At 66.8% G+C, this 26162-nt stretch carries 29 protein-coding genes and 1 pseudogene; 18 read left to right on the top strand and 12 right to left on the bottom strand.

Annotated elements, in window-relative coordinates; all coding sequences use genetic code 11:
- Positions 1-51 precede the first annotated feature (51 nt).
- Positions 52-972: a hypothetical protein gene (locus tag BN4346_RS48660; protein ID WP_235653502.1), complete on the top strand. Its 921-nt coding sequence runs from the start codon at positions 52-54 to the stop codon at positions 970-972.
- On the opposite strand, the gene BN4346_RS24380 is transcribed toward BN4346_RS48660, so the two are convergent.
- From BN4346_RS24380 to BN4346_RS24355, 6 genes and pseudogenes are all read right to left on the bottom strand, one after another.
- Positions 960-2165: a hypothetical protein gene (locus tag BN4346_RS24380; protein WP_154677535.1), complete on the bottom strand. Its 1206-nt coding sequence runs from the start codon at positions 2163-2165 to the stop codon at positions 960-962. The two genes, BN4346_RS48660 and BN4346_RS24380, sit on opposite strands and share 13 nt — an antisense overlap.
- 140 nt (positions 2166-2305) lie before the next feature.
- The gene (locus BN4346_RS24375; protein ID WP_167666191.1) at positions 2306-2953 is read right to left on the bottom strand and encodes a hypothetical protein; all 648 of its coding nucleotides are present in this window, start codon (positions 2951-2953) and stop codon (positions 2306-2308) included.
- A 527-nt stretch (positions 2954-3480) separates the two neighbouring features.
- A pseudogene (locus tag BN4346_RS24370) lies at positions 3481-4359 on the bottom strand (IS701 family transposase); the annotation flags it as partial.
- A gap of 334 nt (positions 4360-4693) precedes the next feature.
- Positions 4694-4927, bottom strand: coding sequence for a hypothetical protein (locus BN4346_RS48010; protein WP_096867433.1), 234 nt, complete (start codon positions 4925-4927; stop codon positions 4694-4696).
- 170 nt (positions 4928-5097) lie between these two features.
- Positions 5098-5922, bottom strand: coding sequence for an amidohydrolase family protein (locus BN4346_RS24360; protein WP_067967527.1), 825 nt, complete (start codon positions 5920-5922; stop codon positions 5098-5100).
- 23 nt (positions 5923-5945) lie between these two features.
- Positions 5946-6494, bottom strand: coding sequence for a TetR/AcrR family transcriptional regulator (locus BN4346_RS24355; protein ID WP_067966882.1), 549 nt, complete (start codon positions 6492-6494; stop codon positions 5946-5948).
- An 80-nt stretch (positions 6495-6574) separates the two neighbouring features.
- On the opposite strand from BN4346_RS24355, the gene BN4346_RS24350 reads away from it, so the two are divergent.
- From BN4346_RS24350 to BN4346_RS24295, 12 genes are all read left to right on the top strand, one after another.
- Positions 6575-7522, top strand: coding sequence for an aldo/keto reductase (locus BN4346_RS24350; RefSeq protein WP_067966877.1), 948 nt, complete (start codon positions 6575-6577; stop codon positions 7520-7522).
- A gap of 27 nt (positions 7523-7549) precedes the next feature.
- Positions 7550-8452, top strand: coding sequence for a 1,4-dihydroxy-2-naphthoyl-CoA synthase (locus BN4346_RS24345; RefSeq protein WP_067966873.1), 903 nt, complete (start codon positions 7550-7552; stop codon positions 8450-8452).
- Between the two features lie 39 nt (positions 8453-8491).
- Positions 8492-9376 (top strand): SDR family oxidoreductase, encoded by an 885-nt coding sequence (locus BN4346_RS24340; protein ID WP_067966870.1) that lies wholly within the window; start codon positions 8492-8494, stop codon positions 9374-9376.
- Complete coding sequence (locus BN4346_RS24335) at positions 9376-9780, top strand: VOC family protein (protein ID WP_067966867.1); 405 nt, start codon at positions 9376-9378, stop codon at positions 9778-9780. The genes BN4346_RS24340 and BN4346_RS24335 overlap by 1 nt, the downstream gene beginning before the upstream one ends.
- 113 nt (positions 9781-9893) lie before the next feature.
- Positions 9894-11171: an inorganic phosphate transporter gene (locus BN4346_RS24330; RefSeq protein WP_067966864.1), complete on the top strand. Its 1278-nt coding sequence runs from the start codon at positions 9894-9896 to the stop codon at positions 11169-11171.
- Positions 11168-11461 carry a hypothetical protein gene (locus tag BN4346_RS24325; RefSeq protein ID WP_067966861.1) on the top strand — a complete coding sequence of 98 codons (294 nt, stop codon included), beginning with the start codon at positions 11168-11170 and terminating at the stop codon, positions 11459-11461. The genes BN4346_RS24330 and BN4346_RS24325 overlap by 4 nt, the downstream gene beginning before the upstream one ends.
- A gap of 43 nt (positions 11462-11504) precedes the next feature.
- Positions 11505-12710, top strand: coding sequence for an inorganic phosphate transporter (locus BN4346_RS24320; protein WP_067966859.1), 1206 nt, complete (start codon positions 11505-11507; stop codon positions 12708-12710).
- Between the two features lie 5 nt (positions 12711-12715).
- Positions 12716-13006 carry a hypothetical protein gene (locus BN4346_RS24315; RefSeq protein WP_067967523.1) on the top strand — a complete coding sequence of 97 codons (291 nt, stop codon included), beginning with the start codon at positions 12716-12718 and terminating at the stop codon, positions 13004-13006.
- Between the two features lie 58 nt (positions 13007-13064).
- Positions 13065-13382, top strand: coding sequence for a DUF3349 domain-containing protein (locus BN4346_RS24310; protein WP_067966854.1), 318 nt, complete (start codon positions 13065-13067; stop codon positions 13380-13382).
- Positions 13383-13432: 50 nt separating this feature from the next.
- Positions 13433-14539: an o-succinylbenzoate--CoA ligase gene (gene menE / locus BN4346_RS24305; RefSeq protein ID WP_407695119.1), complete on the top strand. Its 1107-nt coding sequence runs from the start codon at positions 13433-13435 to the stop codon at positions 14537-14539.
- A gap of 81 nt (positions 14540-14620) precedes the next feature.
- Positions 14621-15049 (top strand): hypothetical protein, encoded by a 429-nt coding sequence (locus BN4346_RS24300; protein ID WP_067966847.1) that lies wholly within the window; start codon positions 14621-14623, stop codon positions 15047-15049.
- 12 nt (positions 15050-15061) lie between these two features.
- On the top strand, positions 15062-15760 hold the full coding sequence (locus BN4346_RS24295; RefSeq protein WP_067966844.1) for a TetR/AcrR family transcriptional regulator: 699 nt from the start codon (positions 15062-15064) through the stop codon (positions 15758-15760).
- A gap of 20 nt (positions 15761-15780) precedes the next feature.
- Here BN4346_RS24295 and BN4346_RS48375 read toward each other — a convergent pair whose 3' ends face one another.
- Positions 15781-17604, bottom strand: coding sequence for a hypothetical protein (locus BN4346_RS48375; RefSeq protein ID WP_067966839.1), 1824 nt, complete (start codon positions 17602-17604; stop codon positions 15781-15783).
- A 117-nt stretch (positions 17605-17721) separates the two neighbouring features.
- Between BN4346_RS48375 and BN4346_RS24285 the strand changes: the two genes are divergently transcribed.
- Positions 17722-19158 (top strand): DUF7937 domain-containing protein, encoded by a 1437-nt coding sequence (locus BN4346_RS24285; RefSeq protein WP_067966836.1) that lies wholly within the window; start codon positions 17722-17724, stop codon positions 19156-19158.
- A gap of 43 nt (positions 19159-19201) precedes the next feature.
- Positions 19202-19948 (top strand): cutinase family protein, encoded by a 747-nt coding sequence (locus tag BN4346_RS24280; protein ID WP_407695040.1) that lies wholly within the window; start codon positions 19202-19204, stop codon positions 19946-19948.
- Between the two features lie 15 nt (positions 19949-19963).
- On the opposite strand, the gene BN4346_RS24275 is transcribed toward BN4346_RS24280, so the two are convergent.
- Entirely contained in the window at positions 19964-20758 is a 795-nt protein-coding gene (locus BN4346_RS24275; RefSeq protein ID WP_096867432.1) for an S-methyl-5'-thioadenosine phosphorylase, read from the bottom strand.
- Between the two features lie 14 nt (positions 20759-20772).
- On the opposite strand from BN4346_RS24275, the gene BN4346_RS24270 reads away from it, so the two are divergent.
- Positions 20773-21642, top strand: a complete 870-nt coding sequence (locus BN4346_RS24270) for a 1,4-dihydroxy-2-naphthoate polyprenyltransferase (protein ID WP_067966832.1) — start codon at positions 20773-20775, stop codon at positions 21640-21642.
- 168 nt (positions 21643-21810) lie between these two features.
- Positions 21811-22953: a GTP-binding protein gene (locus tag BN4346_RS24265; protein ID WP_067967515.1), complete on the top strand. Its 1143-nt coding sequence runs from the start codon at positions 21811-21813 to the stop codon at positions 22951-22953.
- A 260-nt stretch (positions 22954-23213) separates the two neighbouring features.
- Here BN4346_RS24265 and BN4346_RS24260 read toward each other — a convergent pair whose 3' ends face one another.
- The 3 genes from BN4346_RS24260 to BN4346_RS24250 all read right to left on the bottom strand — a co-directional run bounded on the left by BN4346_RS24260 (position 23214) and on the right by BN4346_RS24250 (position 24581).
- Positions 23214-23573 carry a hypothetical protein gene (locus tag BN4346_RS24260; protein WP_407695118.1) on the bottom strand — a complete coding sequence of 120 codons (360 nt, stop codon included), beginning with the start codon at positions 23571-23573 and terminating at the stop codon, positions 23214-23216.
- A 74-nt stretch (positions 23574-23647) separates the two neighbouring features.
- Positions 23648-24037, bottom strand: coding sequence for a hypothetical protein (locus BN4346_RS24255; RefSeq protein ID WP_109562129.1), 390 nt, complete (start codon positions 24035-24037; stop codon positions 23648-23650).
- A 241-nt stretch (positions 24038-24278) separates the two neighbouring features.
- A complete protein-coding gene (locus BN4346_RS24250; RefSeq protein WP_067966822.1) occupies positions 24279-24581 on the bottom strand; it encodes a DUF4229 domain-containing protein in 303 nt (100 codons plus the stop codon).
- A 70-nt stretch (positions 24582-24651) separates the two neighbouring features.
- On the opposite strand from BN4346_RS24250, the gene BN4346_RS24245 reads away from it, so the two are divergent.
- Positions 24652-24801 carry a hypothetical protein gene (locus BN4346_RS24245; protein ID WP_096867431.1) on the top strand — a complete coding sequence of 50 codons (150 nt, stop codon included), beginning with the start codon at positions 24652-24654 and terminating at the stop codon, positions 24799-24801.
- Between the two features lie 17 nt (positions 24802-24818).
- Here the strand turns inward: BN4346_RS24245 and BN4346_RS24240 are convergent, their stop codons facing one another.
- Entirely contained in the window at positions 24819-26138 is a 1320-nt protein-coding gene (locus BN4346_RS24240) for a MinD/ParA family ATP-binding protein (protein ID WP_067966819.1), read from the bottom strand.
- Between the last annotated feature and the right edge of the window lie 24 nt (positions 26139-26162).

The raw sequence follows: 26162 nt of genomic DNA, 5'->3' as shown, positions 1-26162 counted from the left end.
CCGGTTTGGTGGTGAGCTGCGCCAGGTCGGGGCGAGGATTACGGTTTGGTGATGCCCCCGGAAGCGCAAAGCGGTTTCGCGGCAGATGTGCTGCAAGAACTGCTTCGCTACATCAGCATGCAGAACGCCAAAGGCGACGCGCCGATTTTCGTCTCGCATGCTTGGACCGACGCATCGATGATGTTCCTCGTGTACAAAGCGCCGCCGTCCGACATCACTTCGGGTCTGGCACGCGACACCAGGAAATCGATCCTCGATCCGATCCCCTGGCACTCCCTGGACGAGGCAGTCTTCTACTACTACTACGAACTCGATCTATGCGAAGACCGATTGCCTGCGTCGTTTCTCCACCCCGGTGATCCGACGACGATCCTGTGGAGCGGAAATCTGGACGAGGTTGACCCTCCAGAGCACGTTTCGGACATCCCCGACGACTACTGCTACACGCCGCCCGCCATTGAATTGCTCCAAGCGCCCGAGGGCACCAAGCAGTCGGCGTATCAGCCCGAGCCCCGTCGTTACTACGATCCCCGGCAGCTTCCCGAGGGGCGTACCGATCCGCCCCCCATTGATCTCGGCGTGCAGCCAGACTGGTTGCGCACGGGATACACCTATTTCCCTTACGCCGCACAACAATCCGGACAGTGGTGGGTGCTGCGATTCAACGTCGGATTCCCCGAACACGAGATGTACACGCTGTTCGTCGACGGCCACGCGGTCGTTGACGTTACGGGCTCGTTGGCCAGTCCGATCCCTTTTGTCGCGGGCATCGGTTCGCTTGAGCGGTTGAAAGCCAACGAACCGCTGCTCGACCCCGATACCGCGGCGGCCGTCGTCAGCGTCGTCGCGCAGTACGCCGGCTACGGCAGCGAACACAACGATCCGTGCATGTTCTGTGCCGGCGACCGCGATGGCATGGAGCGGCCCCGGCCATCAGACGATGACGGAACGCACACGCCTCACGGGGCTTGATCGGGCGCCGGCGTTGCGGCGCGGCCACCGATCCGGCCGTCATTGTCGAAGTCGATCCCGGTCGCCTGCTCCACGAAGGCGATCGCATCCTGGAGCGGCGAGGGCGCGGGTTCCTCGACGGGCGCCGGCAACGCAACACCGGCTGGAGGCTCAGCCGGGCCGGGGGCCGACTCGGCGAGCGACTCGGTCATCTTTCGAAGGTGCGCCTCGTCAGGTGCGACGTTTTGAGATGCAATCGGAGCCGGCGCCGAAACCGGCGGCGCCGCCACGGCAGCCTTTACCGGTTCTGGTGCCGAAATCGGGGACGCCACAGCCGAAGGCGGCGTCGCCACATAGTGCCTCGGCTGGGCCTCGTCCCGAGTCGCAGCAACGCTGACGCCCGACTGAGTCTGCGGTTCATTGCCGAACAGGACCCCGCGGGCCAAACCGACCGTCACGGCAGCAACCAGAAGCGTCACCGCCACAGCACCCACCAGCATCGCGTCGGAGCGGTGGAGTCGTTGTCGCACGGGCGCATCCGCACCCTCGGCGACGACGTCGCCGCCGAACACGGACTTTCCGACCGCGAGCGCCACCCCGCGTGCCAGCCCCAATTCGGCATCGATCAGCGAAATCATTCGTGGCGCAAGGGCACGTTCCAGCCGATCCGGAAAGCCTTCGGCCGCAAGGTCATGCGGGATCATCACGAATACCGGGCTGGAGAGCCAATCGGCGACCAGCTTGTCCAGCGAAACCAACGCGGCGTCGTCGTCGTTGTGCATGCAGACCACGGTGCGATGCGTACCCTCGTCGCCGTCGGCCAGCACCGCCAGGGTCTGGTCCTTGGTAATGAGGCTGACCGTCGCGCTCTGGGCTCGCGTGCTCAAGGCGACCACGTCGGCCAGTGCGATCGTAGCGTCGGTCGGCTCGAACATCTCGATCTGCGCGATGCCCGCTTCCGCCAACCGCGCTTCCAGGTCCCACCCGTACCTCTCGGCGTCGGCCGTGCTGGTCAGCCCGATGGCCTGCACCGGGCAGCCCTGGTCCGCGGCGGTGCGGGCAGCCTGTGCCACCGCGGCCGCAACAGCGTCTATTTCCGATGCGGACACGGCCACCGCGTCACGGATCACCGTGCACGCTTCAGCTCCGGCACCGTCGAGAACGACCACGCCCACGCGCGTCGACGACAGCAATACCCCCAGTACAGCCCCCACGAACATCCCCCCAGGCACTACCGCCTAAACCCCCCGGATCAGGCGAACCTTGCCTGATGGTAGCCGGGGATGGCCGGTCGCGCAGGGTCACAGCGGTTCAGAGCCCGCCCGGGGCAGGTAACTACAGCGCCTCGCCGATATCAGGAAGCAGGGCGATGTCCTCGGGTTGCCTTCGCCAACAGTGCGGCGCGCGCCGGCTCGAAATGTATTTTCAGGAGCGCCTTCAGCCACTGCATGATGGCGTTTTCGGTCACAGCGGAATCGAGGCCGACGGCCGCATACCGTGAGAATGCCGGCCCGGTCTCGAGCGCCTCACTAAGCCCAGCCCGGACCATCGAACCTTCCCCACCGAACGGTGCGGTAACCGCAGCAGACCCGACATCGAAGGTCTTCTCGCCCAGGAAGTAGGGCAGGCTGGGCGCGTCCATCGCCCGTTTGATGTCCTCCATACCGACACCGACGGGGTTCATGAAGGCCTTGCCCACCCCCTTGGCCAGGCCACCCCAGGAGTCCAGGACACCGGGGGCGCCCGGGCCGCCCTGGCCCAGCAGATTCTTGAGGCCTTGCTCGGTGGCCCTCCAGCTGTCCCCGAACCCCTCGCCGAATCCCGGTGTCGGCTGTCGCTCCGGCTCCCGTGGAACATCGCGTGGAACGCTTCGCAGCAGCGGCTGCTGAGCCTGGACCAAAGCCGCATTGACCTGGGCCTCGATCTGATCCGGCGGAACGCCGTAATTGGCGAACATCTTCCGGGCCTGGACTTTGAATTCCTCCACGTCCTTGGGGCTCACCGGCGCCGGAGGGACGGGGCCACCGCCCTGCCGCGGTTGGTTCAGCAGCCACGGCAGGCTTCCGGCGGCTGGATCTCCGGACGGGTGTCGAGATTCCACTTTTCGATGCCGTCGGTTGTGATCGTCATCCGCTACGAAGCGCCGGATCCTCTGGGAACGAGCACAGTGAACATCGCGGCGTGCTCCTCCTCCATCGCGGTGTAATGGCGGCCGCCCTCACGCATCGCCTCGGAGAACACCCCGACGCGCCCGTGCAACTGCGCGTCGGCGGCCTCCCAGTGCGCGACACATCGGTCGCGTCGGCCACCCGCGAAGCGTTCGAGTGCAACAGCGCGGGACGAACCGAGAGTTTCGCGGATTCAATCGGCACCGAAGCCATGCTCACACCTCCCGTGGGAGCCCTGAGCAGAAAGCTAGCAAGGTCCTAGTAGTACTTTGTTAGGTTGGGAAGGTGTGGTGGCATAGTGGGCAGGTGCCGATCCAATGGGCAAGTGCGCGTTGGAGTTCGCGGACGATGCCGTAGAGGGTCAGTCCTGCCCACTGGCTTTGGGGTCGGTGATCCGCAGGGTGGTGATGAACAGGTGGGCGGCGGTGACGAGGGTGGCGTGGTGGTGCCAGCCGATCCAGGAGCGTCCCTCGAAGTGGTCGAGGCCCAGGCCGGTTTTGAGTTCCCGGTGGTCGTGTTCGATGCGCCAGCGGATTTTGGCCAGGCGGACGAGTTCCTTGAGCGGTGTGTCGGGACCGAGTGTGGATAGCCAGTAGTCGGTGGGTTCGTCAGCGCCGGTGGGCCATTCGGCGAGCAGCCAGGCTTGCGGGAGGCTGCCGTCGGCGGCGGGGGTGATGTCGCGGTTCGCCGGGCGGATCGGCAGGGCCAAAAATCGGGAGCGCATCGCCGCGGTGGGGTTAGCCGCGTCGGTTTTGGTGCCCTGGCGCCACGTCACGGTCCTGAGCGCGTGGCGTCCAGCGGCTATGGCCAGGTCCCGGCAGCAGGAGTGCGGGTCGCGGTAGCGCAGGGTCGCCGGGCGTCCGCGCCCGGCGTAGGGCACGGTCTCGGGTACGGCGTCACCGGGATAGGCGGTGGTGGCGCCTTTGACGGCCACGACGTAGCCGACACCGCGGTCGCTTAGGCCTTGCCGGAAGGCGGTGGTGTCGCCGTATCCGGCATCGGCGCACACCACCGGCGGTGTGCGCCCCCATTCGACCAGCTCGTCGACCATCTCCAGGGCCATCTGCCATTTGGGGCGGTGATGTTCGTCTTCGGGGATCGCGCACCGCTTGCGGCGGAGCCCGGCCGCAGCCACATCGGCAGGGTCGTCGGCGCATTGCTCGTCCCAGCGTTGCGGCACGTACAGGCGCCAGTCCAGCGGTGCGGACGCGGTATCAGAGGCGGCGTGCACGCTGACGGAAAACCACCGCCTGACAACCCAATCCAGCACCAGGCCTGTTGAGCATCAAGCACTATGAAAAATCGAGGCTAAGGGCCAACATAAAACGCCACTTCTTCGACTGGTTCACCAGCCCGAACTCATTCGGTGCGTCTAACGGCGCTAGCATGAAGTCTGCCCCGCCCTCGCGAGCTGACCAACAAAATTGAAGTTTACAATCTGGCCCTCGGTAGAACACTGCCCATGCTGGGCGCTCACCGTATACGAGATCAGAGTCAACCGCATCAAGATGGAAGCCGCGGTCCGCCAATATCGAAGCCATCTGACGTTCCGCTTCGCCGGAGCTCATAGTCGCTTATTCACCTCCGTAGATCCAGTAATTTCCGACACGTTCATATCCGAACGCCGCTGCGTTCTGGTCCATGTAATTAATCTCGAACGCCGAGAAGGTTTCCCGACGGACGCGCGCAAGTTCGTCAACACTGCTGAAGCCATCCGTTAGGCGGTATTCGAAACGTGGTACCCGCTTCTCCATTTGCTGGCGGAGGAACGCCGCATTCGGCTGCCATGCCAGGTACTTTGCCGGCACCTCGGATCCAGCAGCGCTGGTTGTACCGAGATCGCGACGGGATCAATCGGCACCGAAGCCATGCTCACACCTCCCGTCGGAGCCCCGAGCAAAAGCTAGCAAGTTAACCGCAATGACCGCCACTCACCTAAACCGCCGTGCAGGCCGATTGGCTGCGGGCTACCCCCCTGCTACCCACCACCCAACTTGAACACCCGCTCGGCATTCCCGTGCAGGTAATCCGCGTGCGCCGCATCGTCGAGCCCTAGCTCGTCAAGACCGTCGAGCGCATGGCCGGGCATGATCATCGGATAGTTGGTGCCGAACAACACTTTTCGCTGCCCGGTTCGGGTACGCATGAACCGGATCAGCTCATCCGGCAGCCGCTTGGTGGTGTAGGCCGAGGTGTCGATATAGACGTTCTCGTGCTTGCGGGCTACCGCGACCATCTCCTCGGTCCACGGATAGCCGACGTGTCCGCACACGATGGTGAGCTCCGGAAAGTCCAGTGCCACTTGGTCGATGTAGGGAATCGGACGCCCGGTCTCCGACGGTCGCAGTGGGCCGGTGTGCCCGACCTGAGTGCAGAACGGCACGCCGAGTTCCACGCACTCGGCGAACAGCGGGTAGTAGCGCCGATCGGTCGGCGGTGCATTCCACAGCCAAGGCACCACCCGCAGGCCGACGAATCCGTCGTCGCGGACCCGGCGCCGCAGTTCACGGACGGCTTCCATCGGGCGATCCAGGTCGACGGTGGCCAGGCCTGCGAACCGGTTCGGGTGCGCTCGGACCCAGCCGGCAACTTCCTCGTTGGAGACCAGGTCCATGCCGTTGGGACCACGCCACGCACTGAGCAGCCCGAAATCCACACCTGCGGTGTCCATCGCCGACACGGTGGCCTCGATGGGGATCTCATCGTCGGGCATGGCCCCGCCAGTCCAGCGTCGCAGCGACGCCAACATGTCATGGTCGAGGAACCGCCGGGTCGGCTGCTGCATCCACACGTCGATGGTCATCGTCTCCACCGTAGACAGCTTGATCAGCCGGTGGCGGCCACTCCGGCGACCAACAGATCCAGCAGGCGCCCGGTCTGCTCGGACGAGCCGCTGGTCAAAAAGATGCCGATCAGGCTCGACACGACGTCGTCGGCGCGCACATCAGCGCGCAGACTGCCGTCCTGCGCGCCGGCCCGCAGCACCAGGTCGACGGCGCCGACGATGCGCTCGCGGGTCTCGTTGGGCTGCATCGCGCCGGACTCGACGATGACACGCAACGACTCGGCCATCCCCCGCTTGGCGGCGACGAAGCCGGCGTAGCGATCCATCCAGCGCCGTAGCGCGACCTTCGGGGGGTGGCGGGTGAGCAGTTGTTCGGCGACGGCCGCGACGTCGCCCAGTTCGGCGCGGTACACGGCCTCGACCAGCGCCTCGCGATTGGGGAAGTGACGGTAGAGCGTGCCGATACCGACACCGGCATCACGGGCGACCGACTCCAGCGGAACCGGACTCCCGTCGGAGGCACCGAACGCGGCGGCGGCAGCCGACAACAGCCGCTCCCGGTTGCGGCGGGCATCGGATCTCCCAACCAAAGCGGAGGAACCTCCGTTTCTGCTACGCTGTCTAAGCGGAGGGTCCTCCGCATCTCTACCAGTGTCTCACGAGGAGCACCATGACAGACCAACTCTCACCCGGCGGCCTCGGTCGCATCGGCACACCGTTCGTGGCCCGTGTCGGCTACGGCGCCATGCAGCTCGACGAGAAAGTCTCGACCGACGACGCCATCGCGGTCCTGCGCCGCGCGGTCGAGTTGGGTGTCAACCACATCGACACCGCGTCCTTCTACGGCGGCGGCGAGGTCAACCACCGCATCCGCAAGGCACTGGCGCCGTACCGCGACGAGCTGGTCATCGTCAGCAAGGTCGGCGCCGCCTACACCGGCGTCGGCCCGGTGCCGCTGACCGCCGCCCAGAAGCCCGCCGAGCTGCGCGCCGCGGTCGAGAACGATCTTCGCCAACTGGGCCTGGACACCGTCCCGGTGGTCAACCTGCGGCGTTATGACCTCGGTCCCGCGGCGGCGCCCGAGGGCGATCAGAACGTCGACCTCGATGACCAGCTGGCCGAGATGATCGCGTTGCGCGACGAGGGCAAGATCGCCGCGATCGGTATCAGCAGCGTGGGACTGGAGGTGCTGCAGCGGGCGTTGCCGGCCGGGATCGTGTGCGTGCAGAACGCCTACAGTCTGCTCGACCGCACCCAGGAGGACGCGCTCGACTTCTGCGCCGACGAAGGCATCGCCTGGGTGCCGTACTTCCCGCTCGGCTCGGCGTTCCCCGGCTTCCCCAAGGTCAGCGACAACGCCGTCGTCCGCGAGATCGCTGACGAAGCCGGCGTCACCCCGGCCCAGATCGGGCTGGCCTGGCTGCTAACCACCTCGGCGAACACCCTGCTGATCCCCGGCACCGGGTCGATCGGGCACCTGGAAGAGAACATGAAGGTGGCCGACATCGTGCTCAGCGACGACGCCGTCGCCCGGCTGGATGCGATCACCGCCCCCGGGCAGGGGCCGGACTATGCCGCGAGTCTGCGCGAAGCGTTCCGGCAAGCTCCGGCAACCTGACTGCGCCGCCCCGGTACGGTCGCAGGCGTGAGCAGCAACCCTTTTGACCAGAGCATCTGGCGCACTGTCGACGGCTTCGCCGACCTGACCGACATCACCTATCACCGCCACGTCACCGACGCGACGGTGCGGGTGGCGTTCAACCGTCCCGAGGTGCGCAACGCGTTTCGCCCGCACACCGTCGACGAGCTGTACCAGGCGCTGGACCATGCCCGGATGTCTCCGGACGTGGGCGTGGTGCTGCTGACCGGTAACGGACCGGCGCCCAAGGACGGCGGCTGGGCGTTCTGCTCCGGCGGGGATCAGCGCATCCGCGGCCGCAGTGGCTACCAGTACGCCTCCGGGGAAACCGCCGACACCGTCGACATCGCCCGGGCCGGGCGGCTGCACATCCTGGAGGTGCAGCGGCTGATCCGGTTCATGCCCAAACCGGTGATCTGCCTGGTCAACGGCTGGGCAGCCGGCGGCGGGCACAGCCTGCACGTGGTGTGCGATCTGACCCTGGCCAGCCGCGAGCACGCGAAGTTCAAGCAGACCGACGCCGACGTGGGCAGCTTCGACGGCGGGTACGGCAGCGCCTATCTGGCCCGGCAGGTGGGCCAGAAGTTCGCCCGCGAGATCTTCTTCCTGGGCCGGACCTACACCGCCGAGCAGATGCACCAGATGGGCGCGGTCAACGAAGTCGTCGACCACGCCGAGCTGGAAGCCACCGGCGTGCAGTGGGCCAAGGAGATCAACGGCAAATCGCCTCAGGCGCAACGCATGTTGAAGTTCGCTTTCAATCTGCTCGACGACGGGCTGGTGGGCCAGCAGCTGTTCGCCGGTGAAGCGACCCGGCTGGCCTATATGACCGACGAGGCCGTCGAGGGCCGGGATTCCTTCCTGGAGAAGCGTGATCCGGACTGGAGCCCCTTCCCCCGGTACTACTGAGGCTAGGGATCCCCGGCCCCCCGCATAGACTGGCTAACCATGAGCCGCAGTCCGCTACGCCGGTTGTCCGACCAGATCACGCTCGCCACCATGCGCCCGCCCGTCGCCGCGCAGCTGATGCACCGGCCCGGCGCCAAGACCATCGACCTGACCGGCAAGCGGGTGCTGGTGACCGGGGCGTCCTCGGGCATCGGGGAGGCCGGCGCCGAACAGTTCGGGGCAGCGGGCGCCACCGTGATCGCGGTGGCCCGTCGCCAGGAAAACCTCGACGCACTGGTCCAGCGGATCCCCGCCGCCGGTGGCACCGCCCACGCCATCGCGTGCGACCTGTCCGACCTCGCGGCGATCGACCAGCTGGTCAAGGACGTCGACGAGCGGTTCGGCGGGGTGGACATCCTGGTCAACAATGCCGGGCGCTCCATCCGCCGTCCGCTGGCCGAATCCCTGGACCGCTGGCACGACGTCGAGCGGACCATGCAGCTGAACTACTACTCGCCGCTGCGGCTGATTCGCGGCTTCGCCCCGGCGATGCGCGAGCGCGGCGACGGCCACATCATCAACGTCGCCACCTGGGGCGTGTTCACCGACTCCTCGCCACTGTTCGGCGTATACAACGGCTCCAAGTCCGCACTGAGCGCGGTCAGCCGGGTCATCGACAGCGAGTGGGCCCGCTACGGCGTGCAGTCCACCACGCTGTACTACCCGCTGGTGAAGACCCCGATGATCGCGCCCACCGCGGCGTTCCAGGGCAAGCCGGGGCTCACCGCGCAGGAGGCCGGCGCGTGGATGATCGACGCGGCCAAATACCGCCCGATCCGCATCGCGCCGCGCCTGGCGCTGGCGTTTCGTGCACTGGACAACCTCAACGCCGGCTGGGCCACCGCCATCGTCAAGCGGAACCGGATCGAGCCGGTCGAGGACTGATGGAGATTCTCGCCAGCCGGGTGCTGCTCCGTCCGGCGGACTATCAACGCTCACTGCGGTTCTATCGCGACGAGATCGGGCTGGCGATCGCCCGCGACTACGGCGCGGGAATGGTCTTCTACGCCGGACAGTCGCTGATCGAAGTCGCCGGGCACGGCAACCCCGAACACGCGGGCGCGAACTTCCCTGGGGCGCTGTGGCTGCAGGTGCGCGACGTCGCCGCCACCCAGGCCGAGCTGCAGAGCCGCGGCGTGCCGATCGCCCGGCCCGCCCGTCAGGAACCCTGGGGGTTGCATGAGATGCACGTCACCGATCCCGACGGCCTCACCCTCATTTTCGTGGAGGTTCCCGCAGGTCACCCACTACGCCGAGACAGCCGCCAAGACGAACGCTCGAGGTCCTGAGGTTAACGACGGGGAAACACTTTGATACGTCTGGACGTACACCGGCGTTTCGCCTGCACGATCGTTAGACAACGGCGCCGCGCAAGCCTCAGAATCAATGCCGTGATGCTCCCGTGAGCCTTGAACTGCTCCTGCTAATCATTGTGGTGATCACGGCTTTGGCCTTCGATTTCACCAACGGATTCCATGACACCGGCAACGCGATGGCGACGTCGATCGCCAGCGGTGCGCTCAAGCCCAAGGCAGCGGTCGGCATGTCGGCCTGCCTCAACCTGGTCGGCGCCTTTCTGTCGACCGCAGTCGCCGCCACGATCGCCAAAGGTCTGGTCGACGCCAACCTGGTGACCCTGGAGATCGTCTTCGCCGGCCTGGTCGGCGGCATCGTGTGGAACCTGCTCACCTGGCTGCTCGGTATCCCGTCGAGCTCCTCGCACGCCCTGATCGGCGGCATCGTGGGCGCGATGATCGCCGCGGTCGGCGGACACGGGGTGAACTGGAGCGGGGTGGTCTCCAAAGTGCTGGTCCCGGCGGTGGTGGCGACTGTGGTCGCAACCTTGATCGCCTCGGTCGGTACCTGGCTGGTCTACCGCATCACCCGCGGCGTCGACGAGAAGAAGTCCGAGAAGGTGTTCCGGCACGGTCAGATCGGCTCGGCAGCGCTGGTGTCGCTGGCGCACGGCACCAACGACGCGCAGAAGACCATGGGCGTGATCTTCCTCGCACTGATGTCCTACGGCGCGGTGAGTACCTCGGCGACGCTGCCGCCGCTGTGGGTGATCGTCAGCTGCGCGCTGGCCATGTCGGCCGGCACGTACACCGGCGGCTGGCGCGTCATCCGGACCCTGGGCAAGGGCCTCGTCGAGATCAAGTCTCCGCAGGGCATGGCTGCTGAGTCGGCCGCCGCCTCGGTCATCCTGCTCTCCAGCCACTTCGGCTACTCGCTGTCGACCACCCAGGTCGCCACCGGGTCGGTGCTGGGCAGCGGCGTCGGCAAGCCGGGCGCGCAGGTGCGCTGGGGTGTGGCCGGACGGATGGCGGCCGCCTGGCTGGTGACGCTACCGATGGCCGGCGGGGTCGGCTCGGGCGCGTACGGCCTGGTGCACGGTATCGGCGGCTACCCCGGGATCATCATCGGCGTGGTGCTGCTGATCACCGCGGTCCTGGCGATCTGGCTGCGGTCGCGGCGGGCGCGCATCGACCACAACAACGTCAACGCCGAATGGGACGGCACCCTCACCGGCGGTCTCGATGCCCCCGGCGTGCAGCCCGAAGAAGCGGGCCGCGAAGTCGAGAACGCCCTGCGGTCAGCATTCGACGCCGGCCATGAGGGAGCCAAGTTGACTGTCGTCTCCACCGACGACCCCAATTCACGTGAGGTCATTCGGTCATGAGTCAGTGGTTCAACCTCGCAGCCACCCTGAAAATCCTGGTTTTCGGACTGCTGGTCGGCGGGTTATTGCCGGCACTGTTCGCGGTCGGGGTGCGGGTCAACGTGGCAGGTAACAGCGTCCCCGCGGTCGCCGGCGGCACGGCCGACGCACGCCGGCCGCTGCTGCTCGCACTGAGCTGGGCGATCTTCCTACTAGTGCTGGCCGTGGCAGTCGTCGGTGTGCTCTTCATCGCCCGCGACTTCTTGAGCCACCACCTGGGCTGGTACCTGCTCGGAGCCAAGCCCGCCTAACCCGGTTCGACAAGGCAGGCGTGCGACTGCAAAAATCCGCACGGTGACCTTGGAGCTGTTCCTGTTGATCACGGTCGTGATCACCGCCCTGGCTTTCGACTTCACCAACGGCTTCCATGACACCGGCAACGCTGTCGCCACCGGAATCGCCAGCGGTGCGCTCAAGCCGAAGACCGCGGTGACGCTCTGCGCCACGCTCAACCTTGTCGGCGCGTTCATGTCGACCCAAGTGGCGGCCACGGTGGCGAAGGATCTGGTGGTCACCAACCTGGTGACGCTGGAAGTCATGTTCGCCGGCTTGGTCGGCGGCATCGTCTGGAATCTGGCGACCTGGTTGTTCGGCATCCCGTCGAGTTCCTCGCACGCCCTGATCGGCGGCGTGGTGGGGGCCATGCTGGCCGCGGCCGGCACGGCCGGGGTGCGTTGGCCCGGGGTGGTCTCGAAGGTGCTGGTGCCGACGGTGATCGCCGTGCTCGCCGCGACCCTGGTGGCTACCGTCGGAACCTGGCTGGTCTACCGGCTGACACGGGGAGTCCCCCATGGGCGCACCCTGCGAGACTTCCGCCGGGGTCAAGTGTTCTCTGCCGCCCTGATGTCTCTGGCGCACGGCACCAACGATGCCCAGAAGACCATGGGCGTGATCTTCCTCGCACTGATCTCCTACGGCGCGGCTTACAAGACCGACGTCACACCGCCACTGTGGGTGATCGTGTCGTGTGCGGTGGCGATGGCTGCCGGCACCTATTTCGGTGGATGGCGAGTCATCCGCACCCTGGGCAAGGGGCTCGTCGAGATCGAATCCCCTCAGGGCATGGCCGCCGAATCATCCTCGGCGGCCATCATTTTGCTGTCCAGCCACTTCGGCTACTCGTTATCGACCACCCAAGTGGTGACGGGATCGGTGTTGGGTTCGGGCCTGGGGAAGCCCGGGGCCAACGTGCGCTGGGGAGTCGCCCGCCGGATGGCGACCGCCTGGGTGATCACCCTGCCGCTGGCCGGGGCCATCGGCGCGGGCACCTACCAACTGATCCACCGCATCGGCGGCTACCCCGGCACCATCACCGGACTGGTGCTGCTGGTGGGTGTCGCTACGCTCATCTGGCTGCAGTCCCGCAAGGTCCCGGTCGATCACACCAACGTCACTGCCGATTGGGGTGCACATATGACCGATGGCCTCGAAGTGATTGCACCGCAACCCAGTACCCCTAGTTCGCCTCGCGAGATCGGCGCGGAGGGGGACGGTGCGTGAATACCTTGAGCACCTGGTTCGACTACGTGGCCACCGCCAAGATCCTGATCTTCGGCCTGCTGGTCGGCACCGCGCTGCCGGCCTTGTTCGCCATCGGGGTACGCCTGGGTGACGCAGCCGATGGACCGACTGAGCACCGCCGGGAATTGATCCTGCTGCGGTGGACGATCTTCGCGCTGTTGCTCGCCGTGGTACTGGCCGGCGTGTTGTTCATCGCCCGCGACTTCATCGAGCATCGCATCGGCTGGCAGTGGGATAATTGGGGCAATTGGGACGACGTGTTCGGCCTTGAATAGACGTAATATTGCTGCTGACATGTTCCTTCCGGTGTCGGCGCGGGGAAGTTGACGCAGTATGAACAAATTTCTCACCTCGATCGTCACCTGGCTGCGCGCCGGGTACCCCGATGGTGTGCCACAGAACGACTACGTTCCGCTGTTGGCGCTACTGTCGCGACGCCTGACCAACGACGAGGTCAAAGACGTCGCCCGTGAATTGATCGGCCGCGGCGAGTTCGACCGCATCGATATCGGGGTGCTGATCGCCCGCTTGACCAACGAGCTGCCCGCTCCCGAGGACGTCGAACGGGTACGAGAGCGGTTGGCGGCAAAGGGCTGGCTGCTGGACGACGCTCCCACCAACGACGCCCCCACCAACGGAGGAAACCCATAGCAGGCCTGCGTGCACTGGCCATCCCACCCGGTGATGCCCTCGCCACGCTCCTGCCCGCCTTGCAGGGCGTTCTGGACGGCCACGACCCCGCGTTCACGCCCGTAGGCCCCGACACCGAGCCGTCGGCCCTGACCGCGCTGCGCGTGGGCGATCCCATCGGCGATGACATCGCACTGGTGGTAGCGACGTCGGGAACCACCGGGGTGCCCAAAGGCGCGCTGCTGACCGGGACGTCACTGGCAGCCAGCGCCACCGCCACCCACGACCGGTTGGGCGGATCAGGCAGTTGGCTGCTGGCGCTACCCCCGCACCACATCGCCGGAATCCAGGTGCTGGTACGCAGCCTGGTGTCCGGCACCACGCCCGTGCAGCTCGATGTCGCAACGGGTTTCGATGTCACGCGGCTGCCCGCGGCGGTAGCGACACTCGGTTCGGGCCGGCGCTACACCTCGCTGGTCGCCACCCAACTGGCCAAGGCGCTGACCGTTCCCGCGGCCGCGGCCGCACTGGCCGAGCTGGACGCGGTGTTGTTGGGCGGCGGCCCGGCGCCGCAACCGATCCTGGCCGCTGCGGCGGCCGCCGGGGTGCGGGTGGTGCGCACCTACGGCATGAGCGAGACCGCCGGCGGTTGCGTCTATGACGGGGTGCCGTTGTCGGGTGTCCGGCTACGCATCGGGGACGACGGGCGGATCGCGATCGGTGGTTCGACCCTGGCACGGGGTTATCGCAATCCCGTCGAACCGGACCCGTTCGCGGAGCCAGGCTGGTTTGCGACCAATGACCTTGGCGCCCTGGATTCCTCGGGGCGCCTGACCGTGCTTGGCCGCGCCGACGACGCGATCAGCACCGGCGGCTTGACGGTGCTTCCGGGTCCGGTGGAGGCGGTGTTGTCGACTCATCCCGCGGTGGCCGAGTGCGCGGTGTTCGGGATCGACGACGACCGGTTAGGGCAGCGCGTGGTCGCCGCGGTCGTCGTCGCCGGTGCGACGCCGCCGACCCTGGAAGCGTTACGCGCCCACGTCGCCGAATCTCTGGACACCACGGCTGCGCCACGCGAGTTGCATGTCGTGCCCGCACTCCCCCACCGCGGGATCGGCAAGCTGGACCGAAAAGCACTGGCACAACAGTTTTCTGCCGACGGTATTGCGCCCCGTTAGACCAGTGGCCTAACTTATAGACCAGTGGTCTAATGGGCTGACAGTAACCGTGTCGCGGTTGCTGGCGAAAGGGGCGCAACTATGCACACACCCACCACGTCCGCGCAGCGCACCCGTTCCTTTGCGCGCGTCCTGGGACCGTTCATCACCGTGGTTCCCGCCATCGTCGCGATCAGGGCCGGAAGTATCGGAAACCAGCTGTCGAGCTTCTCGACCGACCCGATGTGGCCGTGGGTCCTGGGCGCACTGCTGTTCGGCGGCGGGCTGTTCATCATTGCGTTTCACCAGTATTGGCGCAGCGTTGCCGCGGCGGTCATTTCGCTGTTCGGGTGGTTCCTGTTGCTGCGGGGATTGGTCCTGCTCGCCGCGCCGCAGTTGATCGTGCAGGGAGCCGAAGCCGCCACCGACATATCGAGTGGCGCCATCGGTGCGGTGCGGGCCGGCTTCGGACTGCTTGCCGTGTGCGGCATATACCTGACCTACGTGGGCTGGCTGAAGAAGTCCGACTGATTCCATACCGTCATGCGCCGTGTCGTGAAACCCCGGGAGATTCGGCGGGCTGAGCTGCTCGACCAGGCTCTGACGCTCTTTCTTGAACGCGGCTACGACAACGTCAGCCTCAACGAGCTCCTCGCAGTGACAGGGATTCCGAAAGGCGCTTTCTACCACTACTTTCCGTCCAAAGATGCGTTGGTCATCGCGCTGGCTGAGCGCAGTGCCAACGCGGCATTGGAGGCGTTGCGTCCAGTCTTCGATCAGCCGGGCACGAGCGCACTGGAACGCCTCAATGACGGGCTGGCGGCCAGCTACGACGTGAAGATGGCGACGGGGGCTCCCGAGCAGATCGCGGCGATGACGGCCCTGTTCGCGCCGCACAATCGGGGGCTGTTCGCCAAGATCGTGGAGACCTGGGAGGACGTGTTCCGACCAGTGCTCACCAAGGTCATCAGCGAAGGCGTGGACGCCGGCGTCTTTGACACTTTCGATCCCGAAGGTGTCGGCGACATGATCCAGGGTTTCGCGGCCAGTTTGCGCAGGAACCTGATGCAAGTTCTGGATGCGCCGGACGCGAAGGCGCGCCGTCAGGCCATCGACCACTGTGTGAAGCGGATCAAACTGCACGGCATCGCGACGGACCGAATCCTCGGATTGCCTGATGGGTCAACGGTTGTGTTAGACCGCAAACAGGTGGAGTCGATAGTCGCGCTTGTCAGGCCCTGACCTACGGCGAGGGCCGCGGCTCAGTCGCCTCCGCCGCCCGAGCCGCCACCTGACCCGCCGCCCGATCCACCACCAGAGCCGCCGCTTGAACCTCCGCCGCTAGCGCCGCCACTTGAGCCACCGCTCGACCCACCACTCGAGCCGCCTGCAGAACTTCCCCCGGAGTCACCACTCGAACCCGAGGAGCTAGACCCACCACCGGAACTGCCGGAAGAACCGCTGGAGCTGCTGCCGGAACCGGAAGAAGCGCCACCGGAGCCGCTGCTCCCGGAGCCCCCCGCACTGCTGCCTGAGCCGCCCGAACTACCGCTGCCCGACCCGGAAGTGCCCGAGCCCGCACCGCTAGATCCACCGGCATCACTGCCGGATCCTCCCGAACTGGATCCGCCCGAGTCACTTCCCGCTCCGGTGCCGCCCGAACCGCTGCCATCGGATCCGCCAGACGTGCCACCGGACCCGTCGGAATTACCCCCGGCGCCACCAGAACTGCCGTCGCCCGCGCCGCTGCCCCCGGAATGGTTGCCGCCCGAGTCGCTGCCGCCGGAATGGTTACCGCCGGTGCCGCCCGAACCACTGCCGCTGGAACCATTGCCGCTGGAACCGTTATCGCCGGAACCTGTGCCGCCCGAACCAGTGCCACCGGAGCCGTTACTGCCTGTGCCACCCGAACCAGTCTCGCCGGAACCGTTGCCCCCAGTGCCACCGGTTCCAGTGCCACCCGAACCAGTGCCACCGGTTCCGGTGCCACCGGAACCGGTATCGCCGCCGGAATGATTGCCCCCGCCGTGATCACGACCCGACCCGCTACCGCCGCTGCTACTGCCGCCCGATCCGGGCAGCCAACCGCCGCCGCCACCAACGGGCCCGGTGATGATCGGGATCGGAATCGGGAACGGAATGACCGCGGGCGGCGCGGGTACGGGTGCCGGTGCAGCCGGAAGTTCCGGAACAACCGGCGCCGGGGCAACGACCGCTGGAGCCGGGTTAGCCGGGGCCACAACCGGATTAGGGGCCTGCTCCTGCAGAGCAGGCAACCGGACCGGCTTCGGGGCGGGCAGCACCGGCATGAAGTTGCCGGGCACCGGCTGGGCCTGCGGCGGCTGCGCCACCACCGGAGGCTGCGACGGCGTGGACGCAGCCGTCGGGCGAATTCCTATCGTCACGGCCACGGCCAACGCCGCGCACCCGGCCACCAGAATCCCACCGACCGAGCTGCCTACCAGCAGTGCACGTCCCACCGGCGGCGGTGGCGCCGCCGGCTCCTCGGCTTCGGCGTCATCGTCGCCGTAGCCCTCGTAACCCTCGTAGCTTTCGTAGTCGCCCTCGGCGTACTCCACCGGCAGCAGTTCGGAGTCATCGTCAGTCATCGAGTAGGCCAGCTGCTGTTCCGACTGTTCGCCCTCAACTGCCGGGGCCAGCACCGTGGACGTTCCGTCCGGGGCACCGGCGTCCGACACCGCCGGCGCAGCCATCGTCGCGTCGGCGGCCGGAGCAGGCAGCCAGGTCGTCTCGCCGTCCTCGCCCGAGACGTTGCGCGCCAACGCCACTGCCGAGCGCGCCTGGGGCTGCTCGGAAACGTTTTCGACTCCCGCATCCTCGAGGGCACGGCGAAGGTCCGCCATCAATGCCGAGTCCGACCAGCACAGTCGCGTAGCAGCCAACCGATGGCCCTCTTCGGCCAACATGCGGTGGGTTCCGGTCACCGTCTCGATCAACGTTTCGACCGGATCGCGCGTCAGATCGAGCATGGACTCGTCGAGCACGGCATCGCCGTAGGCGTCCGATTCAACGAGCGCCAAGCGGGCGAGCGCGCCGCTCACCGACACCCCGAGCGCGACATCCATTGCGCGTCTCCTTCCGCGGCCACTCGATTAGCCAGTCTAGCCGCGCGGATCGACCACCGAGCGGACCGATCGTGGCAGTTCAATGGCGTATGCCCCTGCCGCGGTTATGGTGAGCAGGTGATCGCCGAGTCGACCAGAGGCTGGAATATCGGCCGCGATGCGACCGCTGCGGCCCTGCTGCTCGCGGCGCCGGCGTTGCCGTGGAGCCTGTACTTCGGTGCCGGCATTCCGGCCGGCAAACCCGAACTGTTCGTCGCGCTGGCTGTGGCCACCGTGCTCGCGCTGACAGCGCTCGCCGTGACCTATGTCGGGCCCTGGGGAATCTTGCGTGTGCCCAACAATCCCGCCGTCGCGGGAAGGCTGCGACTATCGCTCAGCGCGCCGTATCTGGTGTTGCTGGTCGGCGTGGTGGCCGCCGACGTAGTACAGACAGTCCGCTACGGCGGAAGCCCGCGGCCGCCCGGCGGCGTGGGGCCGGGCGCGTTGCTGGGCGCCGCAGGGGCGTTGCTCGCCGCGCAACCGGTGCTGGTCGGGCCGGTGCGGCTGTGGCGACGCACGGTCCGGATGCTCGGCTACGCATCGATCCTCGGTGCCACGTGCAGCGTGCTGTTCAACCTGTATTGGCGGGTGCGCTATGCCCTACCGGATGCCCACTCCACGACCGGCTTCGGCCGCCAGCACGTCGCGATCATTGCGACCGCCCTGGTGTACGGAGCGGTGGCGTGGGCCACGGTACTCGTCGCCTCGCGATGGGTTCTGCAGCGCGACAAGGCATCCCAGCTTGCCGTTGTCCTGCTCGGCGGGGCCGCTCTGATCGCCGGGACCCTGGTGTGGGTGCTGCCGGTGGGCCGCGACATCGACGGCTTTCACGGGATCGCGCAGAACACTTCCACGGCCGGGGTCGGCTTTGAGGGCTACCTGGTGTGGGTGGCCGCCGCGGCGCTGTTCGCGGTGGCGGCAGCGCGCGACGCGTCGGCGGCTACCTGGCTGGGGGCCACCCGGAACACGTTGTTGCTGATCGCGATCTGGAGTCTTGGGTCGGTCCTTATGCGCATCGTCGATCTCAGCGTCGCGGTCGGCCTGGACTTGCCGTATTCGCCCTACGACAGCGCTGCGATGGCCTCCTTCGACGTGGTGACCGCGGTCATCGCGATCTGGCTACGACTTAACTTGGGCAATCGCTCCGTGCCGGCAGCGGCGGTCTGGTCGGTGAGCGCCGTCCTGTTCGGTTTCACGATCGCCCGCGTCGTGGTGGGTGTGGGCCTGGCGCCGCGAGTCGCGGAAGCCCAGCGCGCCAGCGCATGGGCGAACCCGGTGTACGGCAACGGACTCGCGCAACAGATCACCAGCACATTCGATGTGGTGCTGTGCGGCCTTGCGCTGTGCGGCCTGGTGGTGGCGATCGTCGTCGGACGCCTGACGGTGCCCGCCGACGACCGCCCCAGGCCCGGCGAGCCCGGCACCCCCCGCATCTTCCGGTCAGCGGGCTCCCCCGCCGTCGCCCCCGCGGGCGAAAGCGGCGTAGGTCGTTTATCGGACGCCGACGGCGGGTAGCCGAAACTGCGTTTCTGCTCCTGAGCGCACGTGGACGATGCGAATGAAGGTCACGATGTACACCACTGCACTGGTCGCAACGAAGGCACGGCGCCTCCCCCGGTACCTGGGTGCAACTCTGGTGATGGGCGGTGCCGCACTGGTGGCCCCCGGCGTCCCGTCCGTCTCGGCGCAGCCCTGTCCCGACGTGGAGGTGGTGTTCGCGCGCGGCACCGGCGAGCCGCCCGGCGTCGGCGGCATCGGTCAATCCTTCGTCGATGCCCTACAGGCCAAGGTGGGTGAGCGCTCTTTCGCGGTATATCCGGTCAACTACGCGGCCAGCAGCGATTTAGGTGGCGGCGTCGACTTCGCCCGCACCGTGGTCGACGGCATCCGAGATGCCGGCAACCATATCGAGAACACCGCCGCGAACTGCCCCAACACCCGAATCGTGCTCGGCGGCTTCTCGCAAGGTGCGGCGCTGGCCGGCTACACCACATCGGCCGAGATTCCCAAGGAAGTCCCTGCCGCCTACCTCGCCTACATTCCCCAGCCGATGCCGCCGTCGGTGGCCAACCACGTGGCCGCGGTCGTCTTGTTCGGCACGCCCTCCGCTGAGTTCCTTTCACCCAACGGCGCACCACCAGTGCGGATCGGTCCGCTGTATGCGTCCAAGGCCTTGGAGCTCTGCGCCGACGGCGACACCATCTGCAACGGCGCCCCGGCCGGCGGACCGCCCCTCGCACACGCGTCGTACGGCGTCAACGGAATGACCGAGCAGGGCGCCGAGTACGCCGCCGCCCACCTCTGAGCGCACCCCGTTGATTCAGGGCAGCTCGAACGGCAACTGAATGCCTTCGTGCGGCAAGCAGTGCGTGCAGGTCCGCTCTTCGTCGATCTGCCCGATGGCTTCGTGCACCAGCTTTTTGAAGGGCTCGATGTTCTTCTGGAACTCCGCGAACACATCGACGGCCTTCACGCCACTACCGACGTCCACACCGGCATCCAAGTCGGTGACCAGAGCTACTGCGGCATAACACATTTCCAGTTCACGAGCCAGCACCGATTCGGGATATCCGGTCATGTTGATCAGTCGGAATCCCGCCGCAGCGAACCATTGGCTTTCGGCGCGGGTGGAAAATCGCGGCCCCTGGATCACCACCATGGTCCCGCCGTCGACGACATCGGGCAGGCCAGTCACCGCGGTCCGCAACGTCGGGCAGTACGGGTCGGCGAACTCGACGTGCACACCGCCGTCGTCGAAGTAGGTGTCGGCGCGGCCCCGGGTACGGTCCACCAGCTGATCGGGCACCACCACCGAGCCAGGGGGCAGTTCCGGGGTCAGGCTGCCCACCGCACAGGGCGCGAGGATCCGTCGCACCCCCAGCGTCCGCAACGCCCACATGTTGGCCCGATAGGGCACCGTGTGGGCCGAGTACTCGTGAGCCGCCCCGTGCCGCGGCAGAAACGCCACCTCGTGGCCGCCGACGGCACCGATGGTGATCTCCGCGCTGGGCGCCCCGTAGGGGGTGTCGCAACCGACACGACGCGCATCGTCGCCGAAGAACGAGTAGAAACCGCTACCGCCGATCACGCCGAGCAAGGTCCGCTCCTCCCGCATGCAAGGATCGTGCGGTGGCCAGCTTCGCACAATGGATAGAGGGGGCTCGTCCCCGCACCCTGCCCAACGCGATCGCTCCGGTGATCGCCGGAACCGGCGCGGCAGCATGGCTGGGCGCCGCGGTGTGGTGGAAGGCGCTGCTGGCGCTGACCGTCGCGCTGGCGCTGATCGTCGGGGTGAACTACGCCAACGACTACTCCGACGGCATCCGTGGTACCGACGACGACCGGACCGGCCCGGTGCGCCTGGTGGGCGCCCGGCTGGCGAGTCCGCGCGCGGTGCTCACGGCAGCGATCGCCGCGCTGTCGGTCGGAGCACTGGCCGGGTTAGCGCTGGCCCTGGTCAGCGCGCCGTGGCTGCTGGTTGTGGGCGCGGCCTGCATCGCCGGGGCCTGGCTGTACACCGGCGGGTCGAGGCCCTACGGCTACGCCGGCTTCGGCGAGATCGCGGTGTTCGTGTTCTTCGGTCTAGTCGCGGTGCTGGGCACCCAATACACCCAGGCCCTGCGGGTGGATTGGGTCGGCGGCGCGCTGGCGGTGGGCATCGGTGCACTCTCGTCGGCGGTGCTGGTGGCCAACAATCTGCGTGACATCGCCACCGACAAACCAGCAGGCAAGATCACCCTCGCGGTACGCCTCGGCGATGCCCGCACCCGGTTGCTGTTTCAGCTGCTGGTGGCGCTGGCCGGAGTGTTGACGCTGGCCCTGATGCGGGCCACCCCGTGGTGCGCGGCCGGGTTGATCGCCACGCCACTGGCGCTGCGGGCCACGGCCCCGGTGCGCTCCGGGCTCGGCGGCGCCGCACTGATTCCGGTACTGCGCGACACCGGGCTGACCATGCTGGTGTGGGCAATTGTCGAAGGGACCGCGCTGGCCTTCGGGTGATCTACAGGCGACCTGGGCAGGTATTCCCCGCCTCGGCTACCCGCCGGCCAGAGCCTCACCTGGTGTTGCTGCCCGGGTGAAGGAGCGCCATCAGTCTAACGATAATGATCGTCGATTCCTGGCCGCCCCATGTACCTACCGTTAATGAAAATGATTATCATTAACGGTATGCCATCATCGAACACCAGCACGATCCCCGTAACCGTCTTGTCTGGCTTCCTCGGCGCAGGGAAGACCACTCTGCTCAACCACATCCTGGCCAACCGCGAAGGCCGCCGGGTGGCGGTGATCGTCAACGACATGAGCGAGGTCAATATCGACGCCGCGCTCGTTGCCGGACAGGGCCACCTTGACCGGACGGAAGAAAAGCTCGTCGAGCTCACGAATGGCTGCATATGCTGCACGCTGCGCGAGGATCTCATCGAGGCGGTTGCCGACCTGGCCCGGCAGAACCGATTCGACCAGATCATGATCGAGTCGACGGGCATCTCCGAGCCGATGCCGGTTGCCGCCACCTTCAGCTGGGAGTTCGACGACGGCTTCTGCCTTGGCGAGATCGCCAAGCTGGACACCCTGGTGACGGTCGTAGATGCCTCGACATTCTTGCCCGAACTGGCCCGCGGCGAAGCGCTCGCCCAGCGTGAGATCACGGTCAACGACGAAGACGGTCGCAGCATCTCCGATCTGTTGGTGGATCAGGTCGAATTCGCCGATGTGTTGGTGCTCAACAAGGTCGATCTGGTCAGCGAGGCAACCTGCCGAACCGTAGAGGCGGTGATCCGGCGGTTGAACCCGTCCGCGAAGATCCTGCGGACCACGAACGGTGTTGTAGCGCTCAACGAGGTGCTGGCCACCGGGCTGTTCGACCCAGAGCTCGCCGCGCAGCAGCCCGGCTGGGCCGAAGAGATCGCCAATGGCCACACACCCGAAACCGAGGAATACGGCATCACCAGCATGACGTTTCGCTCGGAGCGCCCATTCCACCCACAACGTCTCTCCGATGCGCTGGACCAGCTCCGGGGTGTACTGCGCAGCAAGGGATTCTGTTGGATTGCCAGCCGCCCCGCCATCGCGGCGATCTGGTCGCAGGCCGGCCCCAACCTGGTGTTCGAGCCCGCGCAATACTGGTCCACCACCGACATCGCTCCCGGCCAGGAGGTGGTGCTCATCGGCGTCAGACTGGACAAGAGTGGGGTACGCACGCTCCTGGAGTCTGCGCTGCTCACCGACGCCGAGTACGCGGCTGGCCCACGGCAGTGGGCCAACTATCCTGACCCGCTGCCCGCCTGGGACCTGAACCACTCGCATTGACGCAGCAGAATGCGCCCCAGCCGGGTCTTCTTGATCGTCACGGACCCACGGATTCGAACAGCGCCGACAACCACGTCGGATCGCCCTGCTCGGGGCCGGTGCCGCCCATGATCAGTGCGACTTCGTTGCCAAACACCTTCGGCGGCAACAGCATCGACGCTAGCGGTAGCGAGGCATGCCAATCCTATCCGGAATCCAGGGTGTGCAATCGGGGACCTCCGGTGGTGATAGCGCTTGGAACGGTGAGCGAGGCTTGGCCGTTAGGCGAGGATGGCGGCGAGAGTGCGCCAGCGGCGGTGGCGGTGGGCGAACATCAGGCGGATGAATAGGCGCGTGCCTAAGCCTTTGATGCCGTCGTCGGTCTCGATCTCGTCGGTGTAGCGGCAGCGATGCTCGTTCAGGGGTGTGAACGTCAGCCGATGGTTCCAGGTGTGTACGGGCCCGCCGTGCTCGTGCGTGTAGATCATCAGGTCGTCGAGTTCTTTGATTTCGAGGTGATGCGTCCAGGCGGGGATGATGCCGAACCACCACAGTCGTGCCGACGAGCGGGTGCCCACCTCGATGCGGGCCGGGGCGCTCAGCGTGGGCAGCTGCAGGGCCGGTGCGAGCACGAATTGCATCAGTTCGGGTTTGCGGGCCAGCTCCGCCGCACGCTGCGCCGAGATCGGCAGCTCGGTGCTGATGATCACGGTGCTCACGCGGCATCTCCTAGACGAAACAGATTGAACCGGTACGTGTTGACGAGCCCAGGGAGAATCTTTGCCAAGACCGGCATGCCGTAGCGGTAGCGCACCGGCAGTGCAGGGGCGAGCTCGGGTTGCGGGGTCGCCATGGTGCGGGAATCCAACAGCTGCAACCCCCAGGCGCTCAGCTCACGCAACATCGAAGATCGCAGTGCGTAGCACCGAACCCGGTGCGAGCCTCCGCGAAATCGCGAGAAGTCGTAGTCCAGGGTGTCTACCAGCTCGCGGGCACGCACATCACCGAGCATGGGCCGTCGCTTCGCGGCATCGCATGCGCGGCCGTACAGCGGGATCAACAAGGACTCTTGCACCTCGCCGAGATCAGGTCGGACCTTTGTCACGCTCCTCCTCCCAAACCGTTCGCGGGGATCGCGGCCAAATCCCTGCCAGCAGACTAACGATAATGAATATCATTGTCGATAAATGGGTCGGCCGGCTGGCCCTGCGAGGAGCCGTCAGGATCAGCCACGTCAGCTGCGGCCGCAATGCGCGCGGACATGCGGGCCGTACGACGGGAGCAATTCGAAGCCAACATGCTCAGGCGCTCGGCCAGCCGAGATCAGAAAACTACTCGCCGAGCGGTCACTCCCCGCGCAGCCGGGCCTGCAGTTCCTCGCGTTCCCGGCGCCGACGCTCACCGGCCACGGTCAAACTTTCGGTCGCGCGCTTACGCAGCGGCGTGAAGATCCACATCCCCAACGGCAACGCGACGATCAGGGCCAGCATCGCAGCGATGATCGGCGGAAAATCGCTGAGCCCGAGCAGCCGGCCCACACCGTAGATCACCGCCGTCAGCACAACCACCAGCGCCAGCCGCGCCGCCGTGTACAACGCCACATCGACTACCGCACGGCCCACCGGGGCCCGACCTGTCGCCACGGTCATCAAGCCTACTGGCGGGCCGGACCGGCCAGAACGACGCTAACGGTATATTCGGCGCCAGGAGGTGTCGCGAGTGCTCTACCTGCTCCTCGTCCTGACTCTGGGAATGCTGCTGTACCTCAGCTTGCGTGCCCTTCGTGCCCGGCCGAAGACGCGCGTGATCGGACCGGATGACGATCCGGAATTCCTCTGGCGGATCAGCCACGGCGACAACCAGCCCTAGGGCTGTCGTCTCCCGAACTACACGAAGTGTTGGTTGAACCGGTCGTCGCCGGGGAACGCCTCGGCAACCACCGCAGCCAGCTCGACGAGCGCCTCACGGGTCTCCCGCTTCAGCCGCATCAGATCGATCTCCGCGCCTTCCTCCAGGTGCGGGTCGAACGGCACCAATCGCACCGCGCGGCACCGCCGGGAAAAGTGGTCGACGACCTTCTGCATGTCGACCTTGCCCGACCGCGGCCGCACCGCGTTGATCACCGCGATCGAGTTGCGCACCAGGTCTTCGTGACCGTGCGCGTCGAGCCAGTCCAGCGTCGCCGAGGCGCTGCGGGCGCCGTCGACCGAACCGGAACTGACCACGATCATGGTGTCGGCCTTAGCGAGCACCGCTGACATGGCCGAATGCATCAGACCGGTGCCGCAGTCGGTGAGCACCAGGCTGTAGAACCGCTCCAGGACCTGCAGCGTGCTGGCGTAGTCCTCAGCGCTGAACGCTTCCGAGACCGCCGGATCGCTGTCGGAGGCAAGCACCTCCAGGCGGCTGGGGCCCTGGTTGGTGTAGCTGCGGACATCGCTGTAGCGCTGGATGCCGTCGGCGTCGCGCAGTAGGTGTCGCACCGTCGCCGACGTCTCCATCGGCACCTTCTGGTTCAGCGTGCCGCGGTCGGGGTTGGCGTCCACGGCGACCACCCGGTCACCTCGGATGGAGGCGAATGTGGCTCCCAGGGTCGCAGTGATGGTGGTTTTACCGACACCGCCCTTCAGCGACAGCACCGCGATCCGGTGGCAGCCCTGCAGCGGCCGGTTCACCTGCACCACCAAGTCGTTGAAGCGGATGGTGCGCGGGCTCTCGCCGACGTTGATCAGCTGGCCGGACAGCACATAGAGCAGGCGGCGCCAGCCCGACGTGGGCGGCGGCTTGACCTGTCGCAACAGCGAGGTGGTGGACAGATCCGAGAACGGGGAGATGGGCTCGGAGGGGCGATACGGCGCCCGCCCGCCACCGCCGGGGTTACCACCGAAGTAGACCGGAGCGGGATTCTCCATCGGCTGCGGAACCCACGTGGCCGATGCGCCTGGGTTCCAGGACGGGGTTTCTGCGGGCGCCGGCGGCCACGGGTCGACCGGCTCGGAGAACCGGCGCTCGGTGCGGAAACCCCCGAAGGAGCGGGTCTCCTCACCCGGGGGCTGCTGGTTGAACGACCCGGCCGCCCCGGACTCCGAAGCGTCCGCAGGGTCATCAGCCGCCTCGCTGACGTGCTGCAGCGGCCGGAACTGGGTGGTCGGATGATCCGTCACGTCATGGCTCTCAGTGACATCACCGGGTGCATGGTCGGACACTTGTATCTCCCCTGTCACACTGGT

This window comes from Mycolicibacter icosiumassiliensis (genome assembly GCF_900078685.2).
In the GTDB taxonomy this organism is placed as follows: Bacteria; Actinomycetota; Actinomycetes; order Mycobacteriales; family Mycobacteriaceae; genus Mycobacterium; species Mycobacterium icosiumassiliensis.
This window is presented reverse-complemented; position numbering and strand designations above follow the sequence as displayed.

Excerpts from the sequence above, each read along its gene's own strand:
- BN4346_RS48660 (WP_235653502.1), top strand. The coding sequence starts at position 52 with ATGCCCCCGGAAGCGCAAAGCGGTTTCGCGGCAGATGTGCTGCAAGAA.
- BN4346_RS24360 (WP_067967527.1), bottom strand. The coding sequence starts at position 5,922 with ATGACCATCGACGTGTGGATGCAGCAGCCGACCCGGCGGTTCCTCGAC.
- BN4346_RS24350 (WP_067966877.1), top strand. The coding sequence starts at position 6,575 with ATGACAGACCAACTCTCACCCGGCGGCCTCGGTCGCATCGGCACACCG.
- BN4346_RS24340 (WP_067966870.1), top strand. The coding sequence starts at position 8,492 with ATGAGCCGCAGTCCGCTACGCCGGTTGTCCGACCAGATCACGCTCGCC.
- BN4346_RS24335 (WP_067966867.1), top strand. The coding sequence starts at position 9,376 with ATGGAGATTCTCGCCAGCCGGGTGCTGCTCCGTCCGGCGGACTATCAA.
- BN4346_RS24325 (WP_067966861.1), top strand. The coding sequence starts at position 11,168 with ATGAGTCAGTGGTTCAACCTCGCAGCCACCCTGAAAATCCTGGTTTTC.
- BN4346_RS24310 (WP_067966854.1), top strand. The coding sequence starts at position 13,065 with ATGAACAAATTTCTCACCTCGATCGTCACCTGGCTGCGCGCCGGGTAC.
- BN4346_RS24300 (WP_067966847.1), top strand. The coding sequence starts at position 14,621 with ATGCACACACCCACCACGTCCGCGCAGCGCACCCGTTCCTTTGCGCGC.
- BN4346_RS24295 (WP_067966844.1), top strand. The coding sequence starts at position 15,062 with ATGCGCCGTGTCGTGAAACCCCGGGAGATTCGGCGGGCTGAGCTGCTC.
- BN4346_RS48375 (WP_067966839.1), bottom strand. The coding sequence starts at position 17,604 with ATGGATGTCGCGCTCGGGGTGTCGGTGAGCGGCGCGCTCGCCCGCTTG.
- BN4346_RS24280 (WP_407695040.1), top strand. The coding sequence starts at position 19,202 with ATGAAGGTCACGATGTACACCACTGCACTGGTCGCAACGAAGGCACGG.
- BN4346_RS24275 (WP_096867432.1), bottom strand. The coding sequence starts at position 20,758 with ATGCGGGAGGAGCGGACCTTGCTCGGCGTGATCGGCGGTAGCGGTTTC.
- BN4346_RS24265 (WP_067967515.1), top strand. The coding sequence starts at position 21,811 with ATGCCATCATCGAACACCAGCACGATCCCCGTAACCGTCTTGTCTGGC.
- BN4346_RS24260 (WP_407695118.1), bottom strand. The coding sequence starts at position 23,573 with ATGCAATTCGTGCTCGCACCGGCCCTGCAGCTGCCCACGCTGAGCGCC.
- BN4346_RS24250 (WP_067966822.1), bottom strand. The coding sequence starts at position 24,581 with ATGACCGTGGCGACAGGTCGGGCCCCGGTGGGCCGTGCGGTAGTCGAT.